Source organism: Paenarthrobacter sp. UW852, from assembly GCF_024608385.1.
Classification (GTDB): domain Bacteria; phylum Actinomycetota; class Actinomycetes; order Actinomycetales; family Micrococcaceae; genus Arthrobacter.
This window is the reverse complement of the sequence record NZ_JAMSGY010000001.1, coordinates 184,843-207,344: the sequence shown is the minus strand read 5'-3', so window position 1 is coordinate 207,344 and position 22,502 is coordinate 184,843. Positions and strand designations below refer to the sequence as shown.

Sequence of the window (22,502 nt, the reverse complement as noted above, 5' to 3'; positions counted from 1 at the left end):
GCCTTTTCTGTAAAGAACTAAGTGAAAGCTTAGCCGGACACAACGGAACTCCGCGGCGAGGATGGCCCAGCGTCAGATAGCTTTCAGGCCTCGCCGCGGCAGCTAAGAAGAAGCATTTCCGCACGCACAAATTCACAGTAACACGATGCGTATGATGACAGTGCAACACCTCATGCAACGTCCACTATGCAGACGCCACGACGGTGGAAACGCCGGCTGCAGCGTCCACACAAGGAGCCACAGTGCCACAGTCGGGGATCACTCTTTCCAACATCGACCACAACGTCCGGCCCCAGGACGACCTCTACCAACACGTCAATGGCGCGTGGCTCAACAGCACGACGATCCCGGACGACCGCCCGTTGGAAGGAACCTTCACCGCACTGAGGGACGGTGCCGAGCTTGCCGTGAAGGCGATCATCGAAGAAGCCGCCGCAAAAGCGGACTCAGCTACCGGCGTCGAACAAAAAGTCGGCGGCCTCTATGCCAGCTTCATGGATGAAGCGGCGGCGGAGGAAAAGGGCTACGAGCCGGTCCGCGGCAGGCTCCAGGAGGTTGAATCCGTAGACTCCCCGCAGGAATTGGCAGCGCTCATCGGGCGGTTGTTCCGATCCGACGTCTCAGGCCTGTTCTCCATCTACCCTGCGCCGGATGCCGGCAATCCCGAACGCATCCTTCTCTACATCGGTCAGGGCGGCCTGGGGTTGCCTGACGAATCGTACTACCGCGACGAAAAATTCGAAGAGATCGTGACGGCCTACGGTAAATACATTGCCGCCATGTTCAACCTCGCGTCCATCCCCGATGCAGAGGCCGCCGCCGGGCGAGTGGTTGCCCTGGAACGGGCGCTGGCCTCGCATCACTGGGACAACGTCACCCTTCGGGATCCGCAAAAGACCTACAACCTCAAGACCGCAGACGAAGCGCGGGCGCTGTTCCCCTTACTGGACACGTGGTTTGAAGCGGCTCGCGTGGACCAGGACAAGCGGAGCGAGCTGGTGGTGAGCACGCCGGACTTCTTTACGGGAGCCGCTGCACTCCTGGAATCCGAGTCCCTGCAAACGTGGAAGGAATGGCTGACCCTGCGCATCCTGAGCTCGGCCGCCCCATATTTGTCGTCCGGTTTCGTCGAGACCAACTTCGACTTCTATGGGACCACGCTCAGCGGCACGCCCCGCAACAAGGAAAGGTGGAAGCGCGGCGTAGCCGTGGTGGAAGCTGCCCTCGGCGAAGCAGTAGGCCAAATCTACGTTGAGCGGCATTTTCCTCCCGGTCACAAGGCCCGGATGGAGACACTGGTGGGAAACCTCATCGAAGCCTACCGGGACAGCATTTCAGCGCTCACCTGGATGAGCGAAGAAACCAAGGTTGAGGCCCTCAAGAAGCTCCAGGCCTTCCGGCCCAAGATCGGCTTCCCCGAGAAGTGGATTGATTACTCGGCCGTCGAGATCGACCCCACTGACCTTTTGGGCAATGTAGAGCGTGCACACAATGCCGACGTCGACAGGCACCTTGACGAGATCGGCAAGCCGGTGGATCTCACCAAGTGGCTCATGACGCCACAAACCGTCAATGCCTACTATCACCCGATGCTGAATGAAATCGTCTTTCCCGCCGCCATCCTCCAGCCGCCATTCTTCAATGCCGATGCGGACGACGCCGTGAACTACGGCGGTATCGGAGCCGTCATTGGACATGAAATCGGCCACGGATTCGACGATCAGGGGTCCCAGTTCGACGGAACGGGCGCCCTTCGGAACTGGTGGACCGAAGAAGACCGAACTGCCTTTGAAGCCCTCACCACCAAACTGGTGGCACAGTACGACGCCCTCTCCCCCTATGCCGCCCCCGACCACAAGGTGAACGGAAAACTGACTCTGGGTGAGAACATCGGCGATCTGGGTGGCCTCGCAATCGCCTACAAGGCCTACCTCCTCAGCCTGGACGGGGCGGAACCTGAAGTCATCGACGGCTTCACCGGACAGCAGCGGTTCTTCATGTCGTGGGCAGCCGGATGGCGCCAGGTAATCCGCACTGAGGAAGCAATACGGAGGTTGGCCACCGACCCGCACTCCCCCAACGAGTTCCGTACCAATGCCATTGCCCGCAACCTCGACGCTTTCCACCAGGCGTTCTCCGTGGCCGAGGGCGACGGAATGTGGATGGAACCCGGAGAACGGGTCAGTATCTGGTAAGCAGCCGACGAGCTAACCAAAGAGGCCGGGCCATCTGGCCCGGCCTCTTTGGGCTTCAATAATTATTGGTCGATATACAGCGGATTGACCTGCTGGCAGACGGCGTCGCTGGCTGTCTGATTAACAACGTCCGGCGGTACCGAAGCAGCCCCATAGACCAAGCCCGTTCCGAAGTCAGTGCCCACATAGAGCTGAACACCGGCGACTCCCGCTGCCTGCTGGACCTGCGCGGCAGGAATACCGTAGAGGGTCGCCACATCGGCGGCCACGTCCGCAAAACCGGCTCCGTAATAGACCACGGTCCGGTCCACCGGGTTGGCCAGGTAGGACACAGCCTGGGTGAAGCCGTTGCCCGTGAGGACGGCCATTACTTCCTGGGCCCTGGTGGCTACTCCGCTGCCGTTGGCAACCGCGACCGGCTGGATGGCCTTGTTGTAGGCGGGCACGGCTGGCGTCGTAGCAGTTGGCTGGGCTGCCGGGCTTTGGGAAGCGGCCGGGCTCGAGGTCGCACCCGGCGTGGTGAGGTCAAGATCGGCCCGCAGTGCCGAGAAAAGCTGCGATGCCTGTGGTTCGGCCAGCTCCAGTCGGTTCGGATCGATGGCAGCCGGCTGGGTGGGAACAGCGACGAAGGCCACCTTTGAGACATCAATGTCCTTCAGCCGCCCGCCGATCGTCAGCAGGGACGGCACGGAAGCCAGTCCGTTGTCGACCGTGAGGTTCTGCGTTACGACGTCGGCAATTTGCAGCAGCCGCTGCGGATTGCCCAAAGTACCTTCGTCCTTGAGCTTCCTGGTCATCGACGAGAGGAAAGCCTGTTGGCCCTTGATCCGTCCGAGGTCGCCACCATCACCAAATGCATGCCTGGTTCGCAGGAACGCCAATGCCTGTTCGCCTTCAACCAGGGAATTGCCCTTGGGGAGCCGGAGGCGGGAGTCCGGATCGAAAACGGGATCGCTGACACAGACGTTAACGCCACCAACAGCTTTGGAGAGCTCCTTGACAGCGTTGAAGTCCGCCATCATGAAGTGGTCGATCTCCAGGCCGGTCAGTTTGTTGACCGTATCCACAGCGCAGCCAATGCCGGCCTCTGCCATGGCCTCATTGATCATCACGCCACTTCTGGCAGGGAAGGTCTGGTTGTTGGTGTGGTCCGTACACTGCGGCACATCAACCAGCAGGTCGCGTGGGAAGCTCATGACATTGACGCGCTTGTTGTCCGCGGAAATGTCCAGCAGCATCATGACATCGGAATGCCCGTAGCCGGTGGAGTCCTCAGAGGTGCCGTAGTCGGAGTTTTTTCCGTCACGGGTGTCCGACCCAAGAATGAGGATCTGCAACCGGTCGGTTTTGTCGTTCGCTGCCGCAGCCCCCGAATCCCGGTTTTCGCCGGCGCTGAGTGGGGCTTTGGTGATGTTCGACTGAAGGCGGATAAACCAGAATGCGGCAAAGGCAACGCCGGCAACCAGCGCCAAGGAAACCACGCCGGTCGTAATTTTCAACCAGAGCGGCAGCCCCTTGCGTTCCTTCATGTGCCGGGGAGTGCCATCAGCATCCTCCCCATGGCGTCCCGCAACGGGGCCGGCGGTGCCGGTGCCCTGCGGGCGGGCGTCACGACGTCGCACTATTCGGTTTACCTTTCCTTAATCACCTGAATCTCCGCAATCATAGTTGCCAATTCTGGGAAGTTCCCTATCGGAGGGGCACTGCGCAGGATCGTGTCCCGGCAAACCTAGAACCCGAGTTTCACCAACTGCTTGGGGTCGCGCTGCCAGTCCTTGGCCACCTTGACGTGGAGATCAAGGTAGATCCGGGTGCCCAGAAGGGTTTCGATGCCTTTTCGGGCGTTCGTTCCCACTTCCCGCAAGCGGCTCCCCCCCTTACCGATGATGATCGCCTTTTGGGACGGCCGCTCAACGTACAAGTTGACCCTGACGTCCAGCAGCGGGTTGTCCTCGGTTCGGCCTTCGCGGGGAACAATTTCTTCGACCACCACTGCCAGGGAGTGCGGGAGCTCATCCCGGACACCCTCCAAAGCAGCTTCCCGGATCAATTCGGCGATCATGACTGCCTCGGGCTCATCAGTGAGTTCGCCGTCAGGGTACAGCGGCGGCGACGACGGCATGTGGCTGATCAGGACATCGGCAACCGTTGAGACCTGGAAGCCATCCGCCGCGGAAACCGGGACAATGTCTGCCCAGCCCTGTTCACCCAGCACATCCCGGCCCAGTTCAGCGACGGCCAGCAACTGCTCGGTCAATGCCTGGCGGTCCACCAGGTCGGTCTTGGTCACGATGGCGACAATCGGCTTGCGACCCACTGCGGCCAACTGCGCCGCAATGTACTTGTCGCCAGGGCCGATTTTCTCATTGGCCGGAAGGCAGAATCCAATGGCGTCAACTTCGGACAGGGTGTCTGCCACCAGATCGTTGAGGCGCTTGCCCAACAACGTGCGCGGCCGGTGGAGACCTGGCGTGTCAACGAGGATGAGCTGCGCGTCGTCGCGGTGCACGATGCCACGGATGGTGTGGCGCGTGGTCTGCGGTTTTGCGGACGTGATGGCCACCTTTTGCCCCACCAAGGCGTTGGTGAGGGTTGACTTGCCGGCATTGGGCCGGCCGACCAGCACGGAGAAACCTGCGTGGAAGCCACCGAAGTCCTGATCGGCGTCGAATTTCTTATTTTGCTTGCTCACGTGGAACTCCCTGTTGCGTTGAGTCGGCGTCTTCGAGGAGGTCCTCAAAGTCAGTGTCTTCCTTTGGGATGGCTGCCGCAATGATGTGGCTGACCCTGTTTCGGCGACCCTCAAGCCTATCGGCCCGCAGCGACACTCCGTTCACCTCCACGGAACTTCCGACAATGGGTACCTGCCCCAGTGCCTTGGCGAGGAGGCCACCGACAGTGTCTACCTCGTCGTCGTCGAGGTCCATGTCGAACAGTTCGCCCAGGTCATCGATGCTCATCCGTGAGCTGACCCGGTACGTGCCATCCCCCAGATCGATGGCCTCTTCGGCGGCGGCGTCGTATTCATCCACGATCTCCCCCACGATTTCCTCGATCAGGTCCTCGAGGGTAACGAGGCCGGCTGTGCCACCGTACTCATCAATGACAATGGCCACGTGGGTGGATTCCTGCTGGAGTTCGCGGAGGAGGTCACTGACCGGCTTGGACTCCGGAACGTAACGGACATCCCGGGCCAGCGAGTCGACGTCGTGGGCCTGGAGCCCTGGCTCCGTGCGGTGCAGGGCCGCTGCCACGTCCTTCAGGTAGAGAATTCCACGGATCTGGTCCGTGTTTTCGCCGATTACCGGGATTCTCGAATAGCCCGACCGCAGGAACAGGGCCATGGCTGTCTCCAGGTCCGTGCCGGTTCCGATGGTGACAATGTCAGTACGGGGAACCATGACGGAGCGCACCAGGGTGTCCCCGAAGTCGAAAACAGAGTGAATGAGTTCTGCCTCGTTGTCCTCGATCATGTCGGATTCGGCTGCCCGGTCCACGAACTCGCGGAACTCTTCTTCGCTGACGAACGCGTCATCACCGGCTGGAGCGCCGGGCGCCACTGCCTGTCCCAGCGCCACAAGCCATCCGGGAATGGGTCCGAGGATCCAGCAGAGGAACCTGATCAGGGGCGCGGTGAACCGGACTACCGGTCCTGAGTGCGCCCTGCCCAATTGCCGGGGGGAAACCCCTACCAACACAAAACCGATGACGGCCATAATGCCGGTGGCCGCGAGGCCCGCAAGCCATACGTTGTCCAACAGGCTGTGAAGGACGACGGCGACTGCCACCGCAGCCGCCATCTCGAACCACACCCGCCAGAACCGCAAGGCGCGCATGTGCGCGATGGGGTTCCTCAGGATGCCGCCCAGGGCCTTGCCCTTGTTTCGGCCTATGGATTGTTCGGCTTCATGACGGGGCAGGAAGTTGAAAGCAGCCTCCGCTGCGGTCAGCAAGGCGACGAAGCTCAGGAAAACCAGCGCCATGCCGACCAGGATGATCGAGGTCACTGCATGGTCTCCATGGGGGCATCCTTGCCCAGGAATTCAGACAGCAACTCACGCTGCAAACCGAACATCTCGGCTTTCTCCTCAGGGTCTGCGTGGTCGAAGCCAAGCAGGTGGAGAATGCCGTGGGTGGTAAGGAGCAGCATCTCGTCCTGTGTCGGGTGTCCCGCGTTGCGCGCCTGCACCTCGGCCACCTGCGGGCAAATGGCGATGTCCCCAAGCATGCCTTGGGGCGTCGGCTTGTCCGGAGTACCCGGCGTCAGCTCGTCCATCGGTACCGAAAGGACGTCCGTGGCTCCGGGCTCGTCCATCAGCTCGATGTGCAGCTTCTCCATGGCAGGCTCGTCCACCAGCAGGATGGACAGCTCGGCCTGGGGATGGATGTAGAGACGCTCAAAGATGAAGCGCGACAACGTCACCAGCTGGGCCTCGTCCACCGCGACGCCGGACTCGTTGTTTACTTCGATGCTCATTGACGTTCTCCACGCTTGTGATGGGTGTTGGCGTCGGCGCGATGCGCGTCATCCCAGTTGCTGTAGGCCGAGACGATGTCGGCAACCAAACGGTGCCTGACGACGTCGGCGGCTTCAAGGATCGAGAAATTGACGTCGTCGATCCCCGTGAGGATTTCCCGGACGATGCGCAGGCCTGACGTCGCCCCGAACGGAAGGTCAATCTGGGTGACGTCTCCGGTGACTACCATCTTGGATCCGAAACCGAGTCGGGTCAGGAACATCTTCATCTGTTCGGGTGTGGTGTTCTGCGCTTCGTCAAGAATGATGAAGGCGTCATTCAAGGTGCGGCCACGCATGTAGGCCAGGGGCGCTACCTCGATGGTCCCGGCGGCCATCAACCGCGGTATGGATTCAGGATCCATCATGTCGTGGAGGGCGTCATACAGCGGACGGAGGTAGGGGTCGATCTTGTCGCTCAGGGTCCCGGGAAGGAACCCCAGGCGCTCTCCTGCTTCGACGGCGGGCCGCGTCAGGATGATCCTGCTGACTTCCTTCGTTTGCAGCGCCTGGACGGCTTTCGCCATGGCCAGGTAGGTCTTGCCCGTACCGGCGGGGCCGATCCCAAAGATGACCGTGTTGTCGTCGATGGCATCAACATAGTTCTTCTGGTTCAACGTCTTGGGGCGGATGGTCTTGCCCCTGCTGGAAAGAATGTTGTGGGTCAACACGTCTGCAGGATTTTGCACAGATTGCGTGCGCAACAGCGAGACAAGTTGCTGGAGAACGTCAGGGGTCACCAGCGTGCCCTTTGACACCAGACCACGGACTTCCTCAAGCAGGCGCATCACCCGGGAAATATCGGTGGACGGACCTGTCATGGAGAGTTCGTTGCCACGGACGTGGAAACTGACGCCTTCGAACTGATCCTCGATGTAACGCAGGGCTTCATCGTGGCTTCCCAACGAGTGAACCATCTGGTCGGAGTTGTCGAACGTGACAATTTCCGTGCGCGTGCCCGGTAAGGTGTGCGGGAACTCAGTGGGCGGCAGGTTGCCGTTTCCGGTCCTGAGCCGTCCGTTCAAAGATTCACTCATAGTGTTGGCCGTATGGCCTGTTCTCCTCCGGTTCGATGGTGTCCTGGCAATAATCCTACGCCAGCCCGTCCCTCATGGACCTCACCTGAGCCGTCCGTCCAAGCCACAAAGGGATGGCCGACATTTTGTCTCAACTCTGCATCGAGCCGGTATCAATCATGTTTCAGTTGCCCCGTGCCCCCTCATTCCCGGCCGGCAGCCGTCGGCGGTGTGCCAAGCTGGCATAGCGGGTGGACAAAGCGCCCCGCAGCCACGCCGACCCGGCGAAGGGTTGCCAACGATGCACCGCAGGACAGGAATCCCCATCAGCAAGCCAGGAAACACCGCGCAGGGCGCACATAAGCGGAAGAAGTCCGCTTTTGCCGTGCCCGCGATGGTCTCTGTGCTGCTGCTCACCGGCTGCATCGCCGACGGGGCAGGAAACCAGGTTTCACCGAGCTCCCCTTCGCTCTCCGTGCAGGAGGCCCCGGCAAGCAACGCCCCCTTGGAAACCACGCAGGCCTCCACGAAAATTCCCGTGTACTGGATCGGCCGCAGCAAGGATGAGGTTTACCTCTACCGGGAGTTCCGGGACATCGACGGTGACGACAACCCCGTAACCACCGCCCTGCGGATCATGATGGCGGAAAAGCCACTGGACCATGACTTCTTCACGCCGTGGCAGCAACCCAGCAGCCTGGCTACTTCCATATCGGGCAAGAACGTCATCACGGTGGACATCTCCCGTGATGCTTTCAATTCGAATCTCGATGCCGCCATGGCTCAGCGGGCCATTCAACAGTTGGTCTACACAGCTACTGCCGCGGCGTCGTCGTCGGGCCTTATCAATTCCGGCCAGCAGATCCAGGTGGTCATCCTGGTGGACGGCCACCCCGATTACATGGCTTTCGGGCAGGTGAAGCTGGGACAGCCGATGGCACGTGACGCCTCCCTTGTGGCACCGGTGTGGATCATCGATCCGCAGGAGGATGTCACGGTGCCGCCGGGCGCGGTGAAGTTCAACGGCCGCAGCACCGACAGCTCCAAAACCATCGCCTGGCAGATCCTCAGGGACAACGGCAAGGCCGAGAAAACGGGTCTGCTCAACGGACAGGCCAAGCCAACGGGCGAGCCGGGCCAGTACGGCGTCTTTACTTTCAGCGCGACGTTGAAGGCCGGCAAGTACGAGCTGCGGGTCTCACAGGTCGACGCCGCAGGCAAAGTCATCGAGTCCAGTACCGACACTCGACTGTTCAGCGTCGGCTAGGACCCGCCGGCGTCCTACCAGCGGCCCAGGACGTCACTGGCGAGAACGACGGCGGCTGGTCCCGCCGTCGACGACCGCAGGACATGGTGTCCCAACAGCGCCGTAACGGCTCCGGCGTCACTGAGCCGGGTGACTTCACCGGGTGAGATTCCGCCCTCCGGCCCAACGATCAGCAACACTTCCCGGGGTGATCCCGGATCTGAGCCATCCGGCACGCCCGACTCCTCCAGGACGGTCCGCAAGGGGTTCTTGGCGTCTTCGTGCAGGATGATGGCCAGGTCCGCAGCAGCGACGACTTTCGCCAAGGCCGCGGTATCCACGATCGGGCGAACCTGCGGGATGTGTGACCTCCGTGCCTGTTTCGCTGCGGCGGCAACCACCGACTGCCACTTGGCATGTGCCTTGGCGGCCCGATCACCCTTCCATCGGACAATGGAGCGTTCGGACTGCCACGGAACCACCGCGTCAATGCCGAGTTCGGTGGCCGTTTCGACGGCAAGTTCGTCACGGTCCCCTTTGGCAAGCGCCTGGACGAGGACCAGGCGAACGGCCGGCTGCTCTTCGAAGACGACGTCCGAGGCCGTCACAGCCAAGGTGCCGGACCCGGTCTCGGAGACCGTACCCGTCAAACGTGTACCGGCGCCGTCTGCGATGTCTACCTGTTCGCCCACCGCCAAGCGTTTAACGGTGACCGCGTGGCGCGCCTCCGGGCCTTCCAGTACAAACACGGAACCAGGCCCCAGGTGGCTGAGGTTGCCTGCCTGGGTGAAGAAGACGGGGTTGCTCACCGCTACAGGTTACCGAGCTTGTCCCGCAGTTTGGCGAACATGCCGCCGCTGGCAACGAGCTTTCCCTCGGTGAACTGCTCTCCCCGCAGTTTGGCGAGCTGCTGGAGCAGCTCCTCCTGGGCGGCATCGAGCTTGGTAGGCGTTTCGACGTGCAAATGCACCTTGAGGTCGCCTCGGCCATAGCCGCGAAGGTGGGTGACGCCAAGCCCGCGAAGAGTGATGATTTCGCCTGACTGGGTTCCTGCCTTGACGTCGATGTCCTGTGCTCCGTCGAAGGTGTCCAACTGAAGTTCCGTACCCAGGGCAGCGGCTGTCATGGGCACGCTCAGGGTTGCGTGCAGGTCGTCGCCTTCACGCATGAACATGGAGTCGTTGTTGACGCGGATTTCGACGTAGAGATCGCCGGCCGGGCCGCCCGCGGGGCCGGCTTCGCCCTGGCCGGACAACTGGATCCGGGTACCGGTGGCCACACCGGCAGGAACCTTGATGGTGAGGGAACGACGACTGCGGATGCGACCCTGCCCGCTGCATTCGTTGCAGGGGTCCTTGATGACCGTGCCGAAGCCCTCGCAGGAGCCACAGGGGGCCGTGGTCATGACCTGGCCGAGGATGGACCGGACCGCCCGCTGGACCTGGCCGCTGCCACCACAGATGTCACACCGTTCAGGATGGGTACCAGGGCGGCAGCAACTGCCATCACAAGTGGGGCACACAACGGCCGTGTCGACTTCGAGCTTCTTGTTGACGCCGAATACCGCATCCTTGAGGTCGATGCGGACGCTGATGAGGGCGTCCTGGCCGCGCCGGACCCGGGAAGCCGGGCCGCCATGGCCGCCACCGCCGCCAAAGAAGGTGTCGAAAATGTCCTGGAAGGCGAAGCCCTGGCCGGAATAACCGCCGCCGAAGCCGTTTTCGGTTCCGTTTTCATTACCGGTGGCGTCATAGACACGGCGCTTCTGCGGGTCCGACAACACCTCGTAGGCGTGGGTCACTGCCTTGAACTGCTCCGCGACATCTTCCCCGGGGTTGACGTCCGGGTGAAGTTTCCGCGCCAACTTGCGGTACGCCTTTTTGATCTCTTCCCCGGTGGCTTCCGGAGAGACTCCCAAAACGTCATAGTGGCTGCTCAAAGTCGGTATCTCTTCCTTGTTGTACTGCGGATGTGTCCTCGGGCCGGTGTTCAGCCGCCGAGAATGCGGGAAAGGTATCTGGCCACGGCCCGGACTGCGGCCATGGTGGTGGGATAGTCCATGCGGGTAGGGCCAAGGATCCCAACCTTGGCTCCGGAACCGTAGCCGGTGGCCACGACGGAAGCCTCGGCCAAACCGTCGTACGGGTTCTCCCGGCCAATGCTTACTGACACGCCCCGCGGATCATCGCCCATATCGGACAACAACCGCAGCATGACGACTTGTTCCTCAAGGGCTTCAAGCACCGGACCGATGCTCAAGGGGAAGTCCACATTGGAGCGGGCCAGGTTGGCGGTGCCCGCCATCAAGATGCGCTCTTCGCGGCTGTTGTCGCTCAGTGACTGCAGGCCGTGCGCAAGAGTCTGGGCCACGCCGCGAAGCTCGGGCGGGCAGAGGGCCACTACCGATGGAAGGACCTGTGGGAGAAGGTCCAGTTGCGTCCCGGCTATGCTTCCGAGGAACCGGGACCTCAGCAGCATCAATGCCTCGTTCGCAACATCTGATCCGGCATCGATGACCTTCTGGCCAACGCTGCCTGTGTCCGCAATGAGGACCACCAGGACCTGCTTTGGCGCAAGCAGCACGAACTCAACGTGACGGACGACCGCCCGGCTCGAGTGCGGGTACTGCACGACGGCGACCTGGTTGGTCAGCTGGGAAAGGAGCCTCACGGTCCGCTCCAGGATGTCGTCCACGTCATCCGGGCCCTCGAGGAGGGAGTGGATGGCACGGCGCTCCGCGGCCGAAAGTGGCTTTACCTGGGAGATACGGTCCACAAACAGGCGGTAGCCCTTGTCCGTGGGAATGCGTCCTGCGCTGGTGTGGGGCGCCGCGATGAGTCCTTCTTCTTCCAGGACAGCCATGTCATTGCGGATGGTGGCACTGGAAACACCGAGGTGGTGGCGCTCGACAAGGGCCTTGGATCCAACGGGTTCCCTGGAATGCACGTAGTCTTCAACGATGGCACGCAGCACTTCCAACTTGCGTGGCTCACTCATTGCTCCACCTCCTGACGACGTCCGTGGTCGTGGCGACCGGCGATTGCGGCACGCCTGCCGGGCCTCCGCGCTTAGCACTCAACATGCCCAAGTGCTAACAAGTCTATTATGGGCCACCCCGTTGCTAGCATTGAAAACGCCCGTATTCAGCTTCCAGCGTGCAGGTTCGGCAGCTTCGCAACCCAAACGGCTCCCCCACCCATCAAGTACTCAAAGGTAGGAAATATCCCTTGGCTTTCGACAATTGGGGTCCACAGGATCTGACCGCTCCCGCCAAACGCCAGCTTCCTGAGGTAGCGGTCCAGCGGGGAATGGTCCTTGAAGACGTCCAGTCCGGGTGGGTGGGCGAAGTGACCAGGGTGGAGAAGACCGGCGGCATGCATATCGTGTCCCTGGAGGACCGGCGTGGTAAGTCCAAATCGTTCCAGTTGGGATACGGCTTCCTGCTCGAAGGCCAGCCCATCCGCCTGATGCCTCCAGCAGTCCGGCAGTCGCCGTCGGCCGCCCAGCCGGGCCGTACCGCCTCAGGTTCCGTCAAGGTGCAAGGCCAGCGCGCACAGGTGGCCAAGGCCAGCCGCATCTGGGTGGAAGGAAAGCACGACGCCGAACTGGTCGAGAAGGTCTGGGGTGACGATCTCAGGGTCGAAGGGATCGTGGTTGAACCCTTGCATGGCGTGGACGACCTCGCGTCCGCCATTGCGGATTTCAACCCCGGCCCGGACCGCCGCCTCGGGATCCTGGTGGACCACCTGGTCCAGGGATCGAAAGAATCCCGCATCGCCGCCGAGGCCATGGCCTGTCCCGGAGCCGCTGGAAACGTCCTCATTGTGGGACATCCGTACGTGGATGTGTGGCAAGCCATCAGGCCCAAGGTGTTGGGCATTGAGAAGTGGCCCACAGTGCCGCGTGGCATGGATTGGAAGACCGGCATCCTCCGCGCCTTCGGCTGGCCGCACGAGACCGCCGAGGACATCGGGTTGGGCTGGCAAAGGCTGCTGGGGGCCGTACGGAGCTACGCCGACCTTGAAGCATCCCTGCTGGGCCGTGTTGAGGAAGTCATCGACTTCCTGACGGTCCCCTAAAGCATGCACCCTGAACCACTGCAACTGCAGCGCCAACGGGGAGTTGGTCCAGAGAAGCGGGCTCGTGCCGGTATTCTGGGACAGCAACACCGCAGCATCTTTACAGCAAAGGGAAGACACCGTGGCAGAGAACGCTCCTGAAGAACCGGGCAGCGCCGCAGGGCGGCCCCAGTACCATGGCGCGCCAGCCAATGCACTGCCCTTGACGGCCGGCGAAGACCGGCAGTGGGCCACATTGGCGCACTTTGGCGGCATTCTTGGCTGCTTGCCTTCCCTGTTGATCTACCTGATCTTCCGGGACCGGGGACCCTTCACTGCACAGGAATCCAAGGAAGCGCTGAACTTCACCCTTCCCCCGACCATCGCAGCGGTCCTCGCCAACATCCTCGTCCTGCTTCCGGTGGTCGGCAACATTTTCGCCGTGATCGCGACCGGCATTTGGGTAGCCCTGACGTGCTTCTCCGTTTCAGCCGGAATCCGCGTGAACCACGGCCAGCCGCACCGCTACAAACTGAATTTGCGCTGGATCAAGTAGCTGCCTGACCAGCAGGAGAGTCCCGGCAGTGCTGCCAAACGGCCGTGAGGCTCAGTCCGGGAGGATCCTGCGGACCACTGCGTCTGCCAGCAGGCGACCCTTCAGCGTGAGGACCAAGCGGCCCTTGAAGGCCTGGATCGGGTCAACCAGTCCGTCTGCGATCAACCCGGCCATTGCGTGCCGCCCCACGCCGTCCAAGGCGTCGACAGCCAGGCCTGTACCCAGGCGGGCTTCGAGCATGATGCGCTCCACCTCGCGCGTGTCAGGGTCCAGCGTCTCCCTGCCTGCCGCCGGCGAGCTTCCCGCTCCCAGTCGCGAAGCATAAGCAGTAGGATGCTTGACGTTCCACCAGCGCACACCGCCTATGTGGGAGTGCGCTCCGGGGCCCACGCCCCACCAGTCATCTCCACGCCAGTAAGCAAGGTTGTGGCGGCATGCCTGCTCCGGAGAGCGCGCCCAGTTGCTGACCTCGTACCAGGCCATCCCCGCCGCTGAGATGAGTTCATCGGCGAGTTCGTATTTCGCGGCGTGGTCGTCGTCGTCGATGCCGGGCACCTCGCCTCGACGGATTTGCGCAGCAAGCTTGGTGCCGTCCTCCACGATCAACGCATAGGCGCTGATGTGGTCCGGTTCGTACGACAAGGCCGTTTCGAGGGAAACGCGCCAGTCCTCCATGGACTCCCCCGGGGTCCCATAAATGAGGTCCAGGCTGACGGCAAGTCCGGCGTCGCGCGCCCACTGCACCACCAGCGGAACGCGGCTTGGCGTGTGAGTGCGGTCCAGCACTTTGAGGACATGCGGCACCGCGGACTGCATGCCGAACGAGACCCTGGTGAATCCGGCATCCGCGAGCAGCTTCAACGATTCGGGGGTGACGGAGTCAGGATTGGCCTCGGTGGTCACTTCCGCGCCGGATTCCAGCCCCCACGTCCCAACCGCGGAACGCAGGATCCTTGCCAAGTCCTCGGCTGGAAGCAGAGTCGGGGTACCACCGCCGAAAAAGACGGTACTCAGGGGGCGCGCCGGAACCGATGAGGACTCGAGTGCCTTCACGGCGAAGTCGAGCTCCGAGATGGCGGTACTGGCATAGGCATCCTGCGAGGCACCACCGCCCAGTTCCGTCGCGGTATAGGTATTGAAATCGCAATAGCCGCAACGCACGGCACAAAAAGGGATGTGGACGTACAGTCCGAACTTGCGGTGCTCGACGCCCGTCAGCACCTGCGGAGGCAGAACGCCATCCGCAGGTGCTGGATCGCCCAAAGGAAGGACGCTGGGCATTTACTTCTTGGCCTTGTCCTTGGACTCGTCGGTGGTCAGGGCAGCGATGAACGCCTCCTGGGGCACCTCCACGCGGCCCACCATCTTCATGCGCTTCTTGCCTTCCTTCTGCTTCTCGAGCAGTTTGCGCTTACGGGTGATGTCACCGCCGTAGCACTTGGCAAGAACGTCCTTGCGGATGGCCCTGATGCTTTCACGCGCAATGATGCGCGAACCAATGGCCGCCTGGATGGGCACTTCAAACTGCTGGCGCGGAATAAGTTCGCGGAGCTTGGCCGTCATCATCACGCCGTAGGCGTACGCCTTGTCACGGTGTGTGATGGCACTGAACGCATCTACTTGCTCACCCTGGAGCAGGATGTCGACCTTCACGAGGTCGGCGACTTGTTCGCCGTCGGCCTTCCAGTCCAGCGAGGCGTAGCCACGGGTCTTGGACTTCAGGAGGTCGAAGAAGTCGAACACGATTTCAGCCAGCGGGATCCAGTAACGGAGCTCCACGCGGTCCTCGGACAGGTAGTCCATGCCCTTCATCTGCCCGCGACGGCTCTGGCACAGTTCCATGATGGAGCCGACGAACTCGTTTGGCGCAAGGATGGTAGCCGAAACCATCGGTTCACGGACCTCGGAAATCTTTCCCGTGGGGTATTCGCTGGGGTTCGTCACGTGGACAACTTTCTTGTCCTCGAGCGTTACCTCGTATTCCACGTTGGGGGCGGTGGAAATGAGATCCAGGTTGTACTCACGCTCAAGGCGCTCCCTGGTGATTTCCAGGTGCAGCAATCCGAGGAAGCCCACGCGGAATCCAAAGCCCAGCGCGGCCGACGTCTCGGGTTCGTAAACGAGCGCCGCGTCGTTGAGCATCAACTTTTCGAGGGCATCTCGAAGCACCGGATAGTCCGTGCCGTCCAACGGATACAGGCCGGAGAAGACCATGGGTTTCGCGTCCGCGTAACCGCTCAAGGACTCCGAAGCAGGTTTGGCCAGGTTGGTGACAGTATCGCCCACCTTGGACTGGCGGACGTCCTTCACGCCGGTGATCAGGTACCCCACTTCACCCACGCCGAGACCCTTGGACGGGGTAGGTTCCGGGGAACTCACACCGATTTCCAGGAGCTCGTGCGTGGCCCGGGTGGACATCATCTGGATTCGCTCACGGGGGTGCAGCATGCCGTCAACCACCCGGACGTAGGTGACCACGCCACGGTAGGTGTCATACACGGAGTCGAAAATCATGGCACGGGCCGGAGCGTCCGGGTCACCCACGGGCGCGGGGAGGTCCCGGACAATTTTGTCCAGCAACGCCTCGACGCCCACGCCGGTCTTGCCGGAAACCTTGAGGACGTCTTCGGGGTCGCCACCAATCAGGTTCGCCAGCTCCGCAGCATACTTCTCCGGCTGCGCTGCCGGGAGGTCGATCTTGTTCAGTACCGGGATGATGGTGAGGTTGTTTTCCATGGCCAAGTACAGGTTGGCCAAGGTCTGGGCTTCGATACCCTGTGCCGCGTCGACCAGGAGAACCGCGCCTTCACAGGCGGCCAGGGATCGCGAGACCTCGTAGGTGAAGTCCACGTGGCCGGGGGTGTCGATCATGTTCAGTGCATAGCTGGTGCCATCGAGCTCCCAGGGCATGCGAACAGCCTGGGACTTGATGGTGATGCCGCGCTCACGTTCGATGTCCATACGGTCCAGATACTGGGCCTTCATGTCGCGCTGTTGAACGACGCCGGTGTACTGCAGCATGCGGTCGGCCAGGGTGGACTTACCGTGGTCGATATGGGCAATGATGCAGAAGTTCCGGATGATGGCCGGATCTGTTGCGGCGGGCACCGGTGCGGTGCGGGCCATGGGAGACACGCAGGATCCTTACTGTCGATACTCACACGGCAATTCCGCGAACTGGGCATAGGCCAGCCGGAATGCGCCGCGCATCTGATCCTCCAGTCTCCCACGAACCAGCGGTTCACCGTACATTGCCGGCGCAGAGCGGTACCGGCCCGGTTGTAGCGTTGTCACATGGCTATCGACTTGCGCCCCCTGGGCAATCTCATCCTGCGATCGCTCAAGGCATGGGGAAGCGGCAACACCAAACCGGCCACCCGCCCCAGTGGAGCAAAAACGCAAACCCGGCCTGCCGGCGTCGGCGGCCCCTACCCCGGCGACTTTCGCGGGCCGCTCCGGCCCAAGTACTCCCCCAAGCCGGATGGGCAGCCGGACCCTGGCGAGATCGTGTGGGGGTGGGTGCCCTATGAAGAGGACTCCAGCCGGGGAAAAGACCGTCCCGTGCTGCTCATAGGTGCTGACGCGAAGTGGCTCCTGGGCCTGATGCTGACTTCCAAGGACCACGACCACGGCGCCCGCGCCGACGATTACGTCGACATCGGCGCCGGAGCCTGGGACCGGCAAGGGCGACCCAGTGAAGTCAAAGTGGACCGCGTGATCCGGCTCGACCCGGCGTCCATCCGCCGGGAGGGTGCGGTGCTGGACAAGGTCCTGTTCAACGAGGTCTCCCGGGCACTCCGCGCGCAACAGGACAGGCGGTGACTTCAAAGTCGCCGTCAGGGCGGACCGTCTGCTATTCTTTATAGCTGTGTGTTCGTGCAGGTCGACGGCCACACATGGTTGGCTGCCATAGGCATCCCCACGCCGCTCAGTCGATGGCCAACCTGAAAACCCTCTAGACCATTTCCGCATTAAAAAGAGAGTTCATACGTGGCTAATATCAAGTCCCAGAAGAAGCGCATCCTCACCAACGAGAAGGCTCGCCTGCGCAACAACGCAGTCAAGTCCGAGCTGAAGACTGCCATCCGCGCCGTCAACACCGCCGTTGAGTCTGCTGACAAGGATGCTGCTGGAACTGCACTTGTTGCTGCCAGCCGCAAGCTGGACAAGGCTGTCAGCAAGGGCGTTATTCACAAGAACAACGCTGCAAACCGCAAGTCGGCGATCTCCAAGAAGGTCAACGCACTCTAAGGTTTTTCCAGTTCGACTGAGCTGATCACAAGGCCGGCGCCCAATGGGTGCCGGCCTTTGGGTCTAAGGCGGTCAGCGTCGGCTGGCCGATGTGGCAATAACCGTCACTGCGTGCTCCACCGCGTACACGGGATCGCGGGAAAGACCCTTGACCTGGGCGTCCGCTTCCGCAATGACCTGAATGGACCGAATAAGACCCTCAGGCGTCCATCGTCGGACATCACGTTGGGCCTGCTCCACGAGCCAAGGCTGCATGCCCAGGTTCCTGGCGATGGTGGCCGGGGAGCCATTGGCTCCGGCCACTTTGGCCAGGGTACGCAACTTGGCCGCCAGTGCTGCAACCAAAGGAACCGGATCCACTCCTGTCGCCAGAGCGTGACGGAGCGTTGATAATGCCACGGGACCATTACCGGCCATTGCGGCGTCGGCAACCTTGAATGCGGTGGCTTCGACTCTTCCGCCGTAGTATCGCTCCACAGTCGCCGCATCCACGGCGGTGGTAGCGTCGGCGATCAACTGGCTGCAGGCTGCGGCCAGTTCGGACAAGTTTGCGCCCACGGCATTAACCAGCGCCATGACAGCCTCGCCTTCGATGCGCCGGCCCCCGGCTTTGAATTCAGAGACAACAAAGGAGGTCTTGTCGGCGTCCTTCTTGAGCGGCTGGCAATCCACCACTGGCCACCCAGCCGACTTGACGGCGTCGAGCAGTTTTTTGCCGCGAACGCCTCCCGCATGCCTGAGGACCAGCACGACATCCTGGTCGGGGTTCTGCAGGTATGCCAGGCCATCGGCGAGGAAGGCGTCGTTCATGGCCTCCAAGCCCTCGATTTCAATGAGCTTGCCCTCGCCAAACAATGACGGGGTAACGGTCATTGCCAACGAGCCGGCCTCATAGGAGCCTGCGTTGAGCCGGCTCAACTCTACCTCCGGAGTAGCCGTCCGTACGTGGGACCGGATGCGGTCCATGGCACGGATGCCCAGGTACTCCTCGGGACCCGTAACCAACACCACGGCCGCAGGAGTGATCTCCCGCCAGCTGACGTTGTTGGCCGAGGCGGTTTTGGCCCGGTTATTTTGGGCAGCAGCCAATGGTGGTTCCTTCCGGACGTTTCCTTGCAGGATTCAAGTCTGCCATGCCCCGGCGGGAGCTTCGGACAGTTGCCACCATGCTCACACCGTCCCAGGGAAGGCCGCACGGATTGCCCTCATTCGTTGTTCAGAAGGTGTTCGAAAAGGTCGTGGTGCCGATCCCCGTACCGCTGATCTGGTAGCTGAGGGTCGTGGTTTCCGTCTGCCCTTTCCTGGTGACCCCGAGGCCGAACCGGAGAGCCGCAGGGTCCACCCTGATGCTGACGCAACGGAACTGCCTGGTCGTGGAGGGGTCGTGGGTACACGTCCAACCGTCGGGAACAACAAGCTTTCCTGGAATCATGTCGGAGCCTTCGGACACTGTGAAGACGGCTTCAGCTGTGCTGGGAGCGGCCCCGCCAAGGTCGAAGGTAATGATCACGTTGACATCCGACGCTGTTGTGCCTGCTTCGGTACTGAAAGTCGCGCTCACCACGGGTTGCGGCTGCGGGGTGACAGAAACCGATGGAAGGGGCGTGCTGGACGGACCCGGCGTTGGTATTGGGGTTGGAAGCAGCGGAGGCAGGGAACCAGGTTCTCCCGGAACGGCGGGTGGCAGCGGAAGAACGGGAATGCCCGGCGAGGCCGGGGAAGACGGCTGGATAGCCGGTGGCCGCTGCACGTCCGGGAGCAGTGGAAGCGCCTTGGAACTGCCGGCCTTTGTACTGGCCGCAGAGGGCTTCCCTGGAAGGACCGGAACCCCTTCCCGATCCTTTTTTCCGGGATCAGCTATGTCCTCGACGACGGCGGGGATCGTTTCCGGTGTGGCTGTGGGCTTGGCTGGGTTTGCAGTAACACCGGGCAGGGGGCTCGTCGCACCGGCAGGTCCTTCCAACGATGGCGAACCTGTGACTCCCAGCGCCACGGCCGCACTCAAAACCACAGCTGCGCCCGTGAGCACACCTGCGGCTATTTTCCACGTCAAAGACCATTGCCTGGGAGCAGCGTGGGAACCCCGTGCCACCGCCGTCGCTCCGGAACCCGAAAGAGCCGGTACTGCGGAGGTGAACCCAACACCGGTCACCAGAGGGAAGAGGGCGGCACGCATTGCTGACTGGACGTCGTTAAGGTCCAGCAACAACGCTGTGCATCGAGCACACTCGTCCAAATGCGCCTGCATCTTGTCCTGGGATCGCCGACGCAGTCCATTACGGGCATACACACCGAGCTGCGACGAATACTCTTCGCAGTCCTGTCCCACGGAAGAACTCACGTGCTGCTGGAGGTAGACCTGACGTAGCCGTTCCCTGGCCCTCAATGCCAGGGAAGAGACCCCATTGGGGCTCAGCCCCAACATCACCGAGGCGGCTGCCGGCTTCATCCCCTCTATATCCACATACCAAAGAACCGCCTGCCATCGCTCAGGAAGGGTCTTGAACGCCCGGGCGACCGCTGCGGACTCGAACTCCGCCATGACCGGGTCCTGCTGCTCCTCCACGGAATCGAGCACGTATGACTCGCCCGTCGGCCGCGTGCGGGACGCTGCCTGGTTGGCCTTGAATGAGATGCGTTTGACGGTGGTCAGCAGATACGCCCGAAAGAACGTATCCGGACCCTTTCCTAAGGTCAGGGACTGAAAAACGGAGGCGAAGGCGTCGGATACAACATCATCGACATCGGCCCGGTTATCGGCCTGGTTCGCTGCGACATATGTGGCGATGCCTCGGTGCCGCTCGTACAGCACATCAAATGCCTCCGCGTCACCGGAGCGTACCCGCGCCACCAGGTCAGCATCGCTGTCAGCCAGACCGACTCCGGCGCGTCCCTCGCTCTCCGCTGGAACTGTTCCCTCCATACCGGCCCCGAGTTCGGACGCGGATCATCCAGTGGACCAACCTGGTCATCGCGGACCAAGGCTTTATGGGGCCACGCTGCTGCAGCCCCGTCGCAGTCGCCGCATCCATGCGCTGCGCTCCACGGGCCCAGCTTACGATCAGGCGGTGAATTAATACACAACGCCCTGATGAATGTCCACACGTAGGAGGCTTGGCCTCCCTCCACCTGCGGGAGGCCATTGCTTCCAGCAGCGTGACGATTTCGCTGTGGAGGGCAATGACAGAACCCTGCAGGGTCGTCGGATGAAGCATCATCCACGCCGACAAGACCGTTACCACCGAGAAAACAGCCATGGCGACCACACCCGCCGGACCTTCTGCCCAAGGCAACGCTGCGCCCGGCAACCCAGCAAAAAACCTGGCCAAGGCCGCTATCGCCCCGGCACAATAGCCAGCGATGGCCAGCGGGGCCGCCGCCACCCAGGGAACAAACGCAGCGAGTGGCACCGCAATGGTCCCCAGGATTGTCACAGGAGCCACCAGCGGACCGGCCGTCACGTTCGCGACGAGCGCGTACGGGGTGAACTGTGGCTGCAGCGCAGCAATGACGGGGCCGCACAGTAACTGCGCAGCTAACGGTACTGCAACAGCCGTTGCCAGCCACCGGGGCACCTGTGGTGGAAACCAGGAGCTTATGCGGCTGGCCAGTAAAACAATGCCCAAGGTGGCAAGCACAGACAGGAGAAAGCCGACATTGCCGGCAAGCGAGGGGTCCACGAACAAGAGTACGGAACTGGCAACGCAGAGAAAGGTCAATGCCCGTCCCCTCAGCCCACCAGCCAAGGCTGTCACACCAACGCACCCCATGACCGCGGCGCGCAGCACGCTTGGGTCCGGTCCCACCAACACCACAAACGCGAAAAGCCCAAGGCAACCCCCTGCCGCAGAAAGGGGCCTGGACAGCCGAAAGTACCTCGCCAATAGAATGAACCCGCCCAACACCAGGCTGCAGTTGGCGCCGGACACGGCTGTAAGGTGCGTCATGCCGGTAGTTTTCATGTCGACACCAAGACTCTCCGGCAGCGCGCTCGTGTCGCCAGTGACCATTCCGGGTAACAACCCCGCCGCGTCCGGGGGTAGCCATGCGGTAGCTTCCACGAAGTGTTTCCGCAGGTCACCCGCGACACCGCGAACGTCGAAATCCGCCCCCACGGCGACAGGGGCAGACGCCGCCGAGAGCAAGCCCGCTTCCGGTTGACCTGTTCGCACTTCCTTGAGGGAGCCGGTTGTCCTGACCCGGTCTCCCGCACGTACGTTCTGCCAGCGATCGTCACCTACCACCACCAGATCGGTCTCACCCCGCACCCTGGCGCCGGAGTACGTGGCATCGATGAGGCGGGCATCGACGGTCCACCGGTCCCTCGCGGACTGTCCCGGGGCCGGGATCTTGCTGGGGCTGCCCGTGATGACCAAGTGTGCGACGACGCCGTCCCCTGACTCGACTGCCGGCGCGAGCGGACCGTGTTCCTGCTTGGCTTCACTCACAGCGCAGTGGACCGCGACAGCAGCCCCCACGACGCAGGCAAGCGCAAAGGTGGCTGCCATGGTCCGTTGGGACCGGCGCCTGTGGTGCCGCCCTCCAACGAGCAGCCCTCCCCCGGCCACAAGAAGCCCCGACGCGAGGACTGCACAGCCCGCCGCACCCAATATCCCACCAGCAAGCGCCGCGGCCCATGAAACCAGCACTGTGGGCACAAGCCT

19 protein-coding genes are annotated in these 22,502 nt (G+C 62.3%); 6 read left to right on the top strand and 13 right to left on the bottom strand.

Annotated elements, in window-relative coordinates:
* Positions 1–242: 242 nt before the first annotated feature.
* Positions 243–2,195, top strand: a complete 1,953-nt coding sequence (locus NEK97_RS00995; RefSeq protein WP_257368032.1) for a M13-type metalloendopeptidase — start codon at positions 243–245, stop codon at positions 2,193–2,195.
* Positions 2,196–2,257: 62 nt separating this feature from the next.
* On the opposite strand, the gene NEK97_RS00990 is transcribed toward NEK97_RS00995, so the two are convergent.
* From NEK97_RS00990 to NEK97_RS00970, 5 genes are all read right to left on the bottom strand, one after another.
* On the bottom strand, positions 2,258–3,817 hold the full coding sequence (locus NEK97_RS00990; protein ID WP_257368031.1) for an LCP family protein: 1,560 nt from the start codon (positions 3,815–3,817) through the stop codon (positions 2,258–2,260).
* A gap of 107 nt (positions 3,818–3,924) precedes the next feature.
* Positions 3,925–4,887, bottom strand: a complete 963-nt coding sequence (era, locus tag NEK97_RS00985) for a GTPase Era (RefSeq protein ID WP_257368030.1) — start codon at positions 4,885–4,887, stop codon at positions 3,925–3,927.
* On the bottom strand, positions 4,871–6,202 hold the full coding sequence (locus tag NEK97_RS00980; protein WP_235520712.1) for a hemolysin family protein: 1,332 nt from the start codon (positions 6,200–6,202) through the stop codon (positions 4,871–4,873). The genes era and NEK97_RS00980 overlap by 17 nt, the downstream gene beginning before the upstream one ends.
* Complete coding sequence (gene ybeY, locus NEK97_RS00975; RefSeq protein WP_257368029.1) at positions 6,199–6,672, bottom strand: rRNA maturation RNase YbeY; 474 nt, start codon at positions 6,670–6,672, stop codon at positions 6,199–6,201. The genes NEK97_RS00980 and ybeY overlap by 4 nt, the downstream gene beginning before the upstream one ends.
* The gene (locus tag NEK97_RS00970; protein WP_257368028.1) at positions 6,669–7,748 is read right to left on the bottom strand and encodes a PhoH family protein; all 1,080 of its coding nucleotides are present in this window, start codon (positions 7,746–7,748) and stop codon (positions 6,669–6,671) included. Before NEK97_RS00970 ends, ybeY begins: the two co-directional genes overlap by 4 nt.
* A 373-nt stretch (positions 7,749–8,121) precedes the next feature.
* Here NEK97_RS00970 and NEK97_RS00965 point away from each other — a divergent pair, with 373 nt between their 5' ends.
* Complete coding sequence (locus tag NEK97_RS00965; RefSeq protein ID WP_257368430.1) at positions 8,122–8,994, top strand: GerMN domain-containing protein; 873 nt, start codon at positions 8,122–8,124, stop codon at positions 8,992–8,994.
* 14 nt (positions 8,995–9,008) lie between these two features.
* On the opposite strand, the gene NEK97_RS00960 is transcribed toward NEK97_RS00965, so the two are convergent.
* Genes NEK97_RS00960 through hrcA form a run of 3 tightly spaced genes read right to left on the bottom strand, consistent with a single transcriptional unit; the run spans position 9,009 to position 11,970 of the window.
* On the bottom strand, positions 9,009–9,782 hold the full coding sequence (locus NEK97_RS00960; protein ID WP_257368027.1) for a 16S rRNA (uracil(1498)-N(3))-methyltransferase: 774 nt from the start codon (positions 9,780–9,782) through the stop codon (positions 9,009–9,011).
* A 2-nt stretch (positions 9,783–9,784) separates the two neighbouring features.
* The gene (gene dnaJ / locus NEK97_RS00955; protein ID WP_211712328.1) at positions 9,785–10,912 is read right to left on the bottom strand and encodes a molecular chaperone DnaJ; all 1,128 of its coding nucleotides are present in this window, start codon (positions 10,910–10,912) and stop codon (positions 9,785–9,787) included.
* A gap of 50 nt (positions 10,913–10,962) precedes the next feature.
* The gene (gene hrcA / locus NEK97_RS00950; RefSeq protein ID WP_257368026.1) at positions 10,963–11,970 is read right to left on the bottom strand and encodes a heat-inducible transcriptional repressor HrcA; all 1,008 of its coding nucleotides are present in this window, start codon (positions 11,968–11,970) and stop codon (positions 10,963–10,965) included.
* A 230-nt stretch (positions 11,971–12,200) separates the two neighbouring features.
* On the opposite strand from hrcA, the gene NEK97_RS00945 reads away from it, so the two are divergent.
* Together NEK97_RS00945 and NEK97_RS00940 are read left to right on the top strand one after the other, a co-directional pair.
* Positions 12,201–13,052 carry a DUF3097 domain-containing protein gene (locus NEK97_RS00945; RefSeq protein ID WP_257368025.1) on the top strand — a complete coding sequence of 284 codons (852 nt, stop codon included), beginning with the start codon at positions 12,201–12,203 and terminating at the stop codon, positions 13,050–13,052.
* Between the two features lie 121 nt (positions 13,053–13,173).
* Positions 13,174–13,587 (top strand): DUF4870 domain-containing protein, encoded by a 414-nt coding sequence (locus NEK97_RS00940; protein ID WP_235520718.1) that lies wholly within the window; start codon positions 13,174–13,176, stop codon positions 13,585–13,587.
* A gap of 51 nt (positions 13,588–13,638) precedes the next feature.
* Here NEK97_RS00940 and hemW read toward each other — a convergent pair whose 3' ends face one another.
* Both hemW and lepA read right to left on the bottom strand, forming a co-directional pair.
* A complete protein-coding gene (gene hemW, locus NEK97_RS00935; protein ID WP_257368024.1) occupies positions 13,639–14,868 on the bottom strand; it encodes a radical SAM family heme chaperone HemW in 1,230 nt (409 codons plus the stop codon).
* The gene (gene lepA / locus NEK97_RS00930) at positions 14,869–16,722 is read right to left on the bottom strand and encodes a translation elongation factor 4 (RefSeq protein ID WP_235520720.1); all 1,854 of its coding nucleotides are present in this window, start codon (positions 16,720–16,722) and stop codon (positions 14,869–14,871) included. It lies immediately after the preceding gene.
* 159 nt (positions 16,723–16,881) lie between these two features.
* On the opposite strand from lepA, the gene NEK97_RS00925 reads away from it, so the two are divergent.
* Entirely contained in the window at positions 16,882–17,409 is a 528-nt protein-coding gene (locus tag NEK97_RS00925; protein WP_257368023.1) for a type II toxin-antitoxin system PemK/MazF family toxin, read from the top strand.
* 168 nt (positions 17,410–17,577) lie between these two features.
* Positions 17,578–17,838 carry a 30S ribosomal protein S20 gene (rpsT, locus tag NEK97_RS00920; protein WP_011774926.1) on the top strand — a complete coding sequence of 87 codons (261 nt, stop codon included), beginning with the start codon at positions 17,578–17,580 and terminating at the stop codon, positions 17,836–17,838.
* A 72-nt stretch (positions 17,839–17,910) separates the two neighbouring features.
* Here rpsT and holA read toward each other — a convergent pair whose 3' ends face one another.
* From holA to NEK97_RS00905, 3 genes are all read right to left on the bottom strand, one after another.
* A complete protein-coding gene (gene holA, locus NEK97_RS00915; protein ID WP_257368022.1) occupies positions 17,911–18,927 on the bottom strand; it encodes a DNA polymerase III subunit delta in 1,017 nt (338 codons plus the stop codon).
* A gap of 127 nt (positions 18,928–19,054) precedes the next feature.
* Positions 19,055–20,761, bottom strand: a complete 1,707-nt coding sequence (locus NEK97_RS00910) for a sigma-70 family RNA polymerase sigma factor (protein WP_257368021.1) — start codon at positions 20,759–20,761, stop codon at positions 19,055–19,057.
* On the bottom strand, positions 20,706–22,346 hold the full coding sequence (locus NEK97_RS00905; protein WP_257368020.1) for a ComEC/Rec2 family competence protein: 1,641 nt from the start codon (positions 22,344–22,346) through the stop codon (positions 20,706–20,708). Before NEK97_RS00905 ends, NEK97_RS00910 begins: the two co-directional genes overlap by 56 nt.
* Between the last annotated feature and the right edge of the window lie 156 nt (positions 22,347–22,502).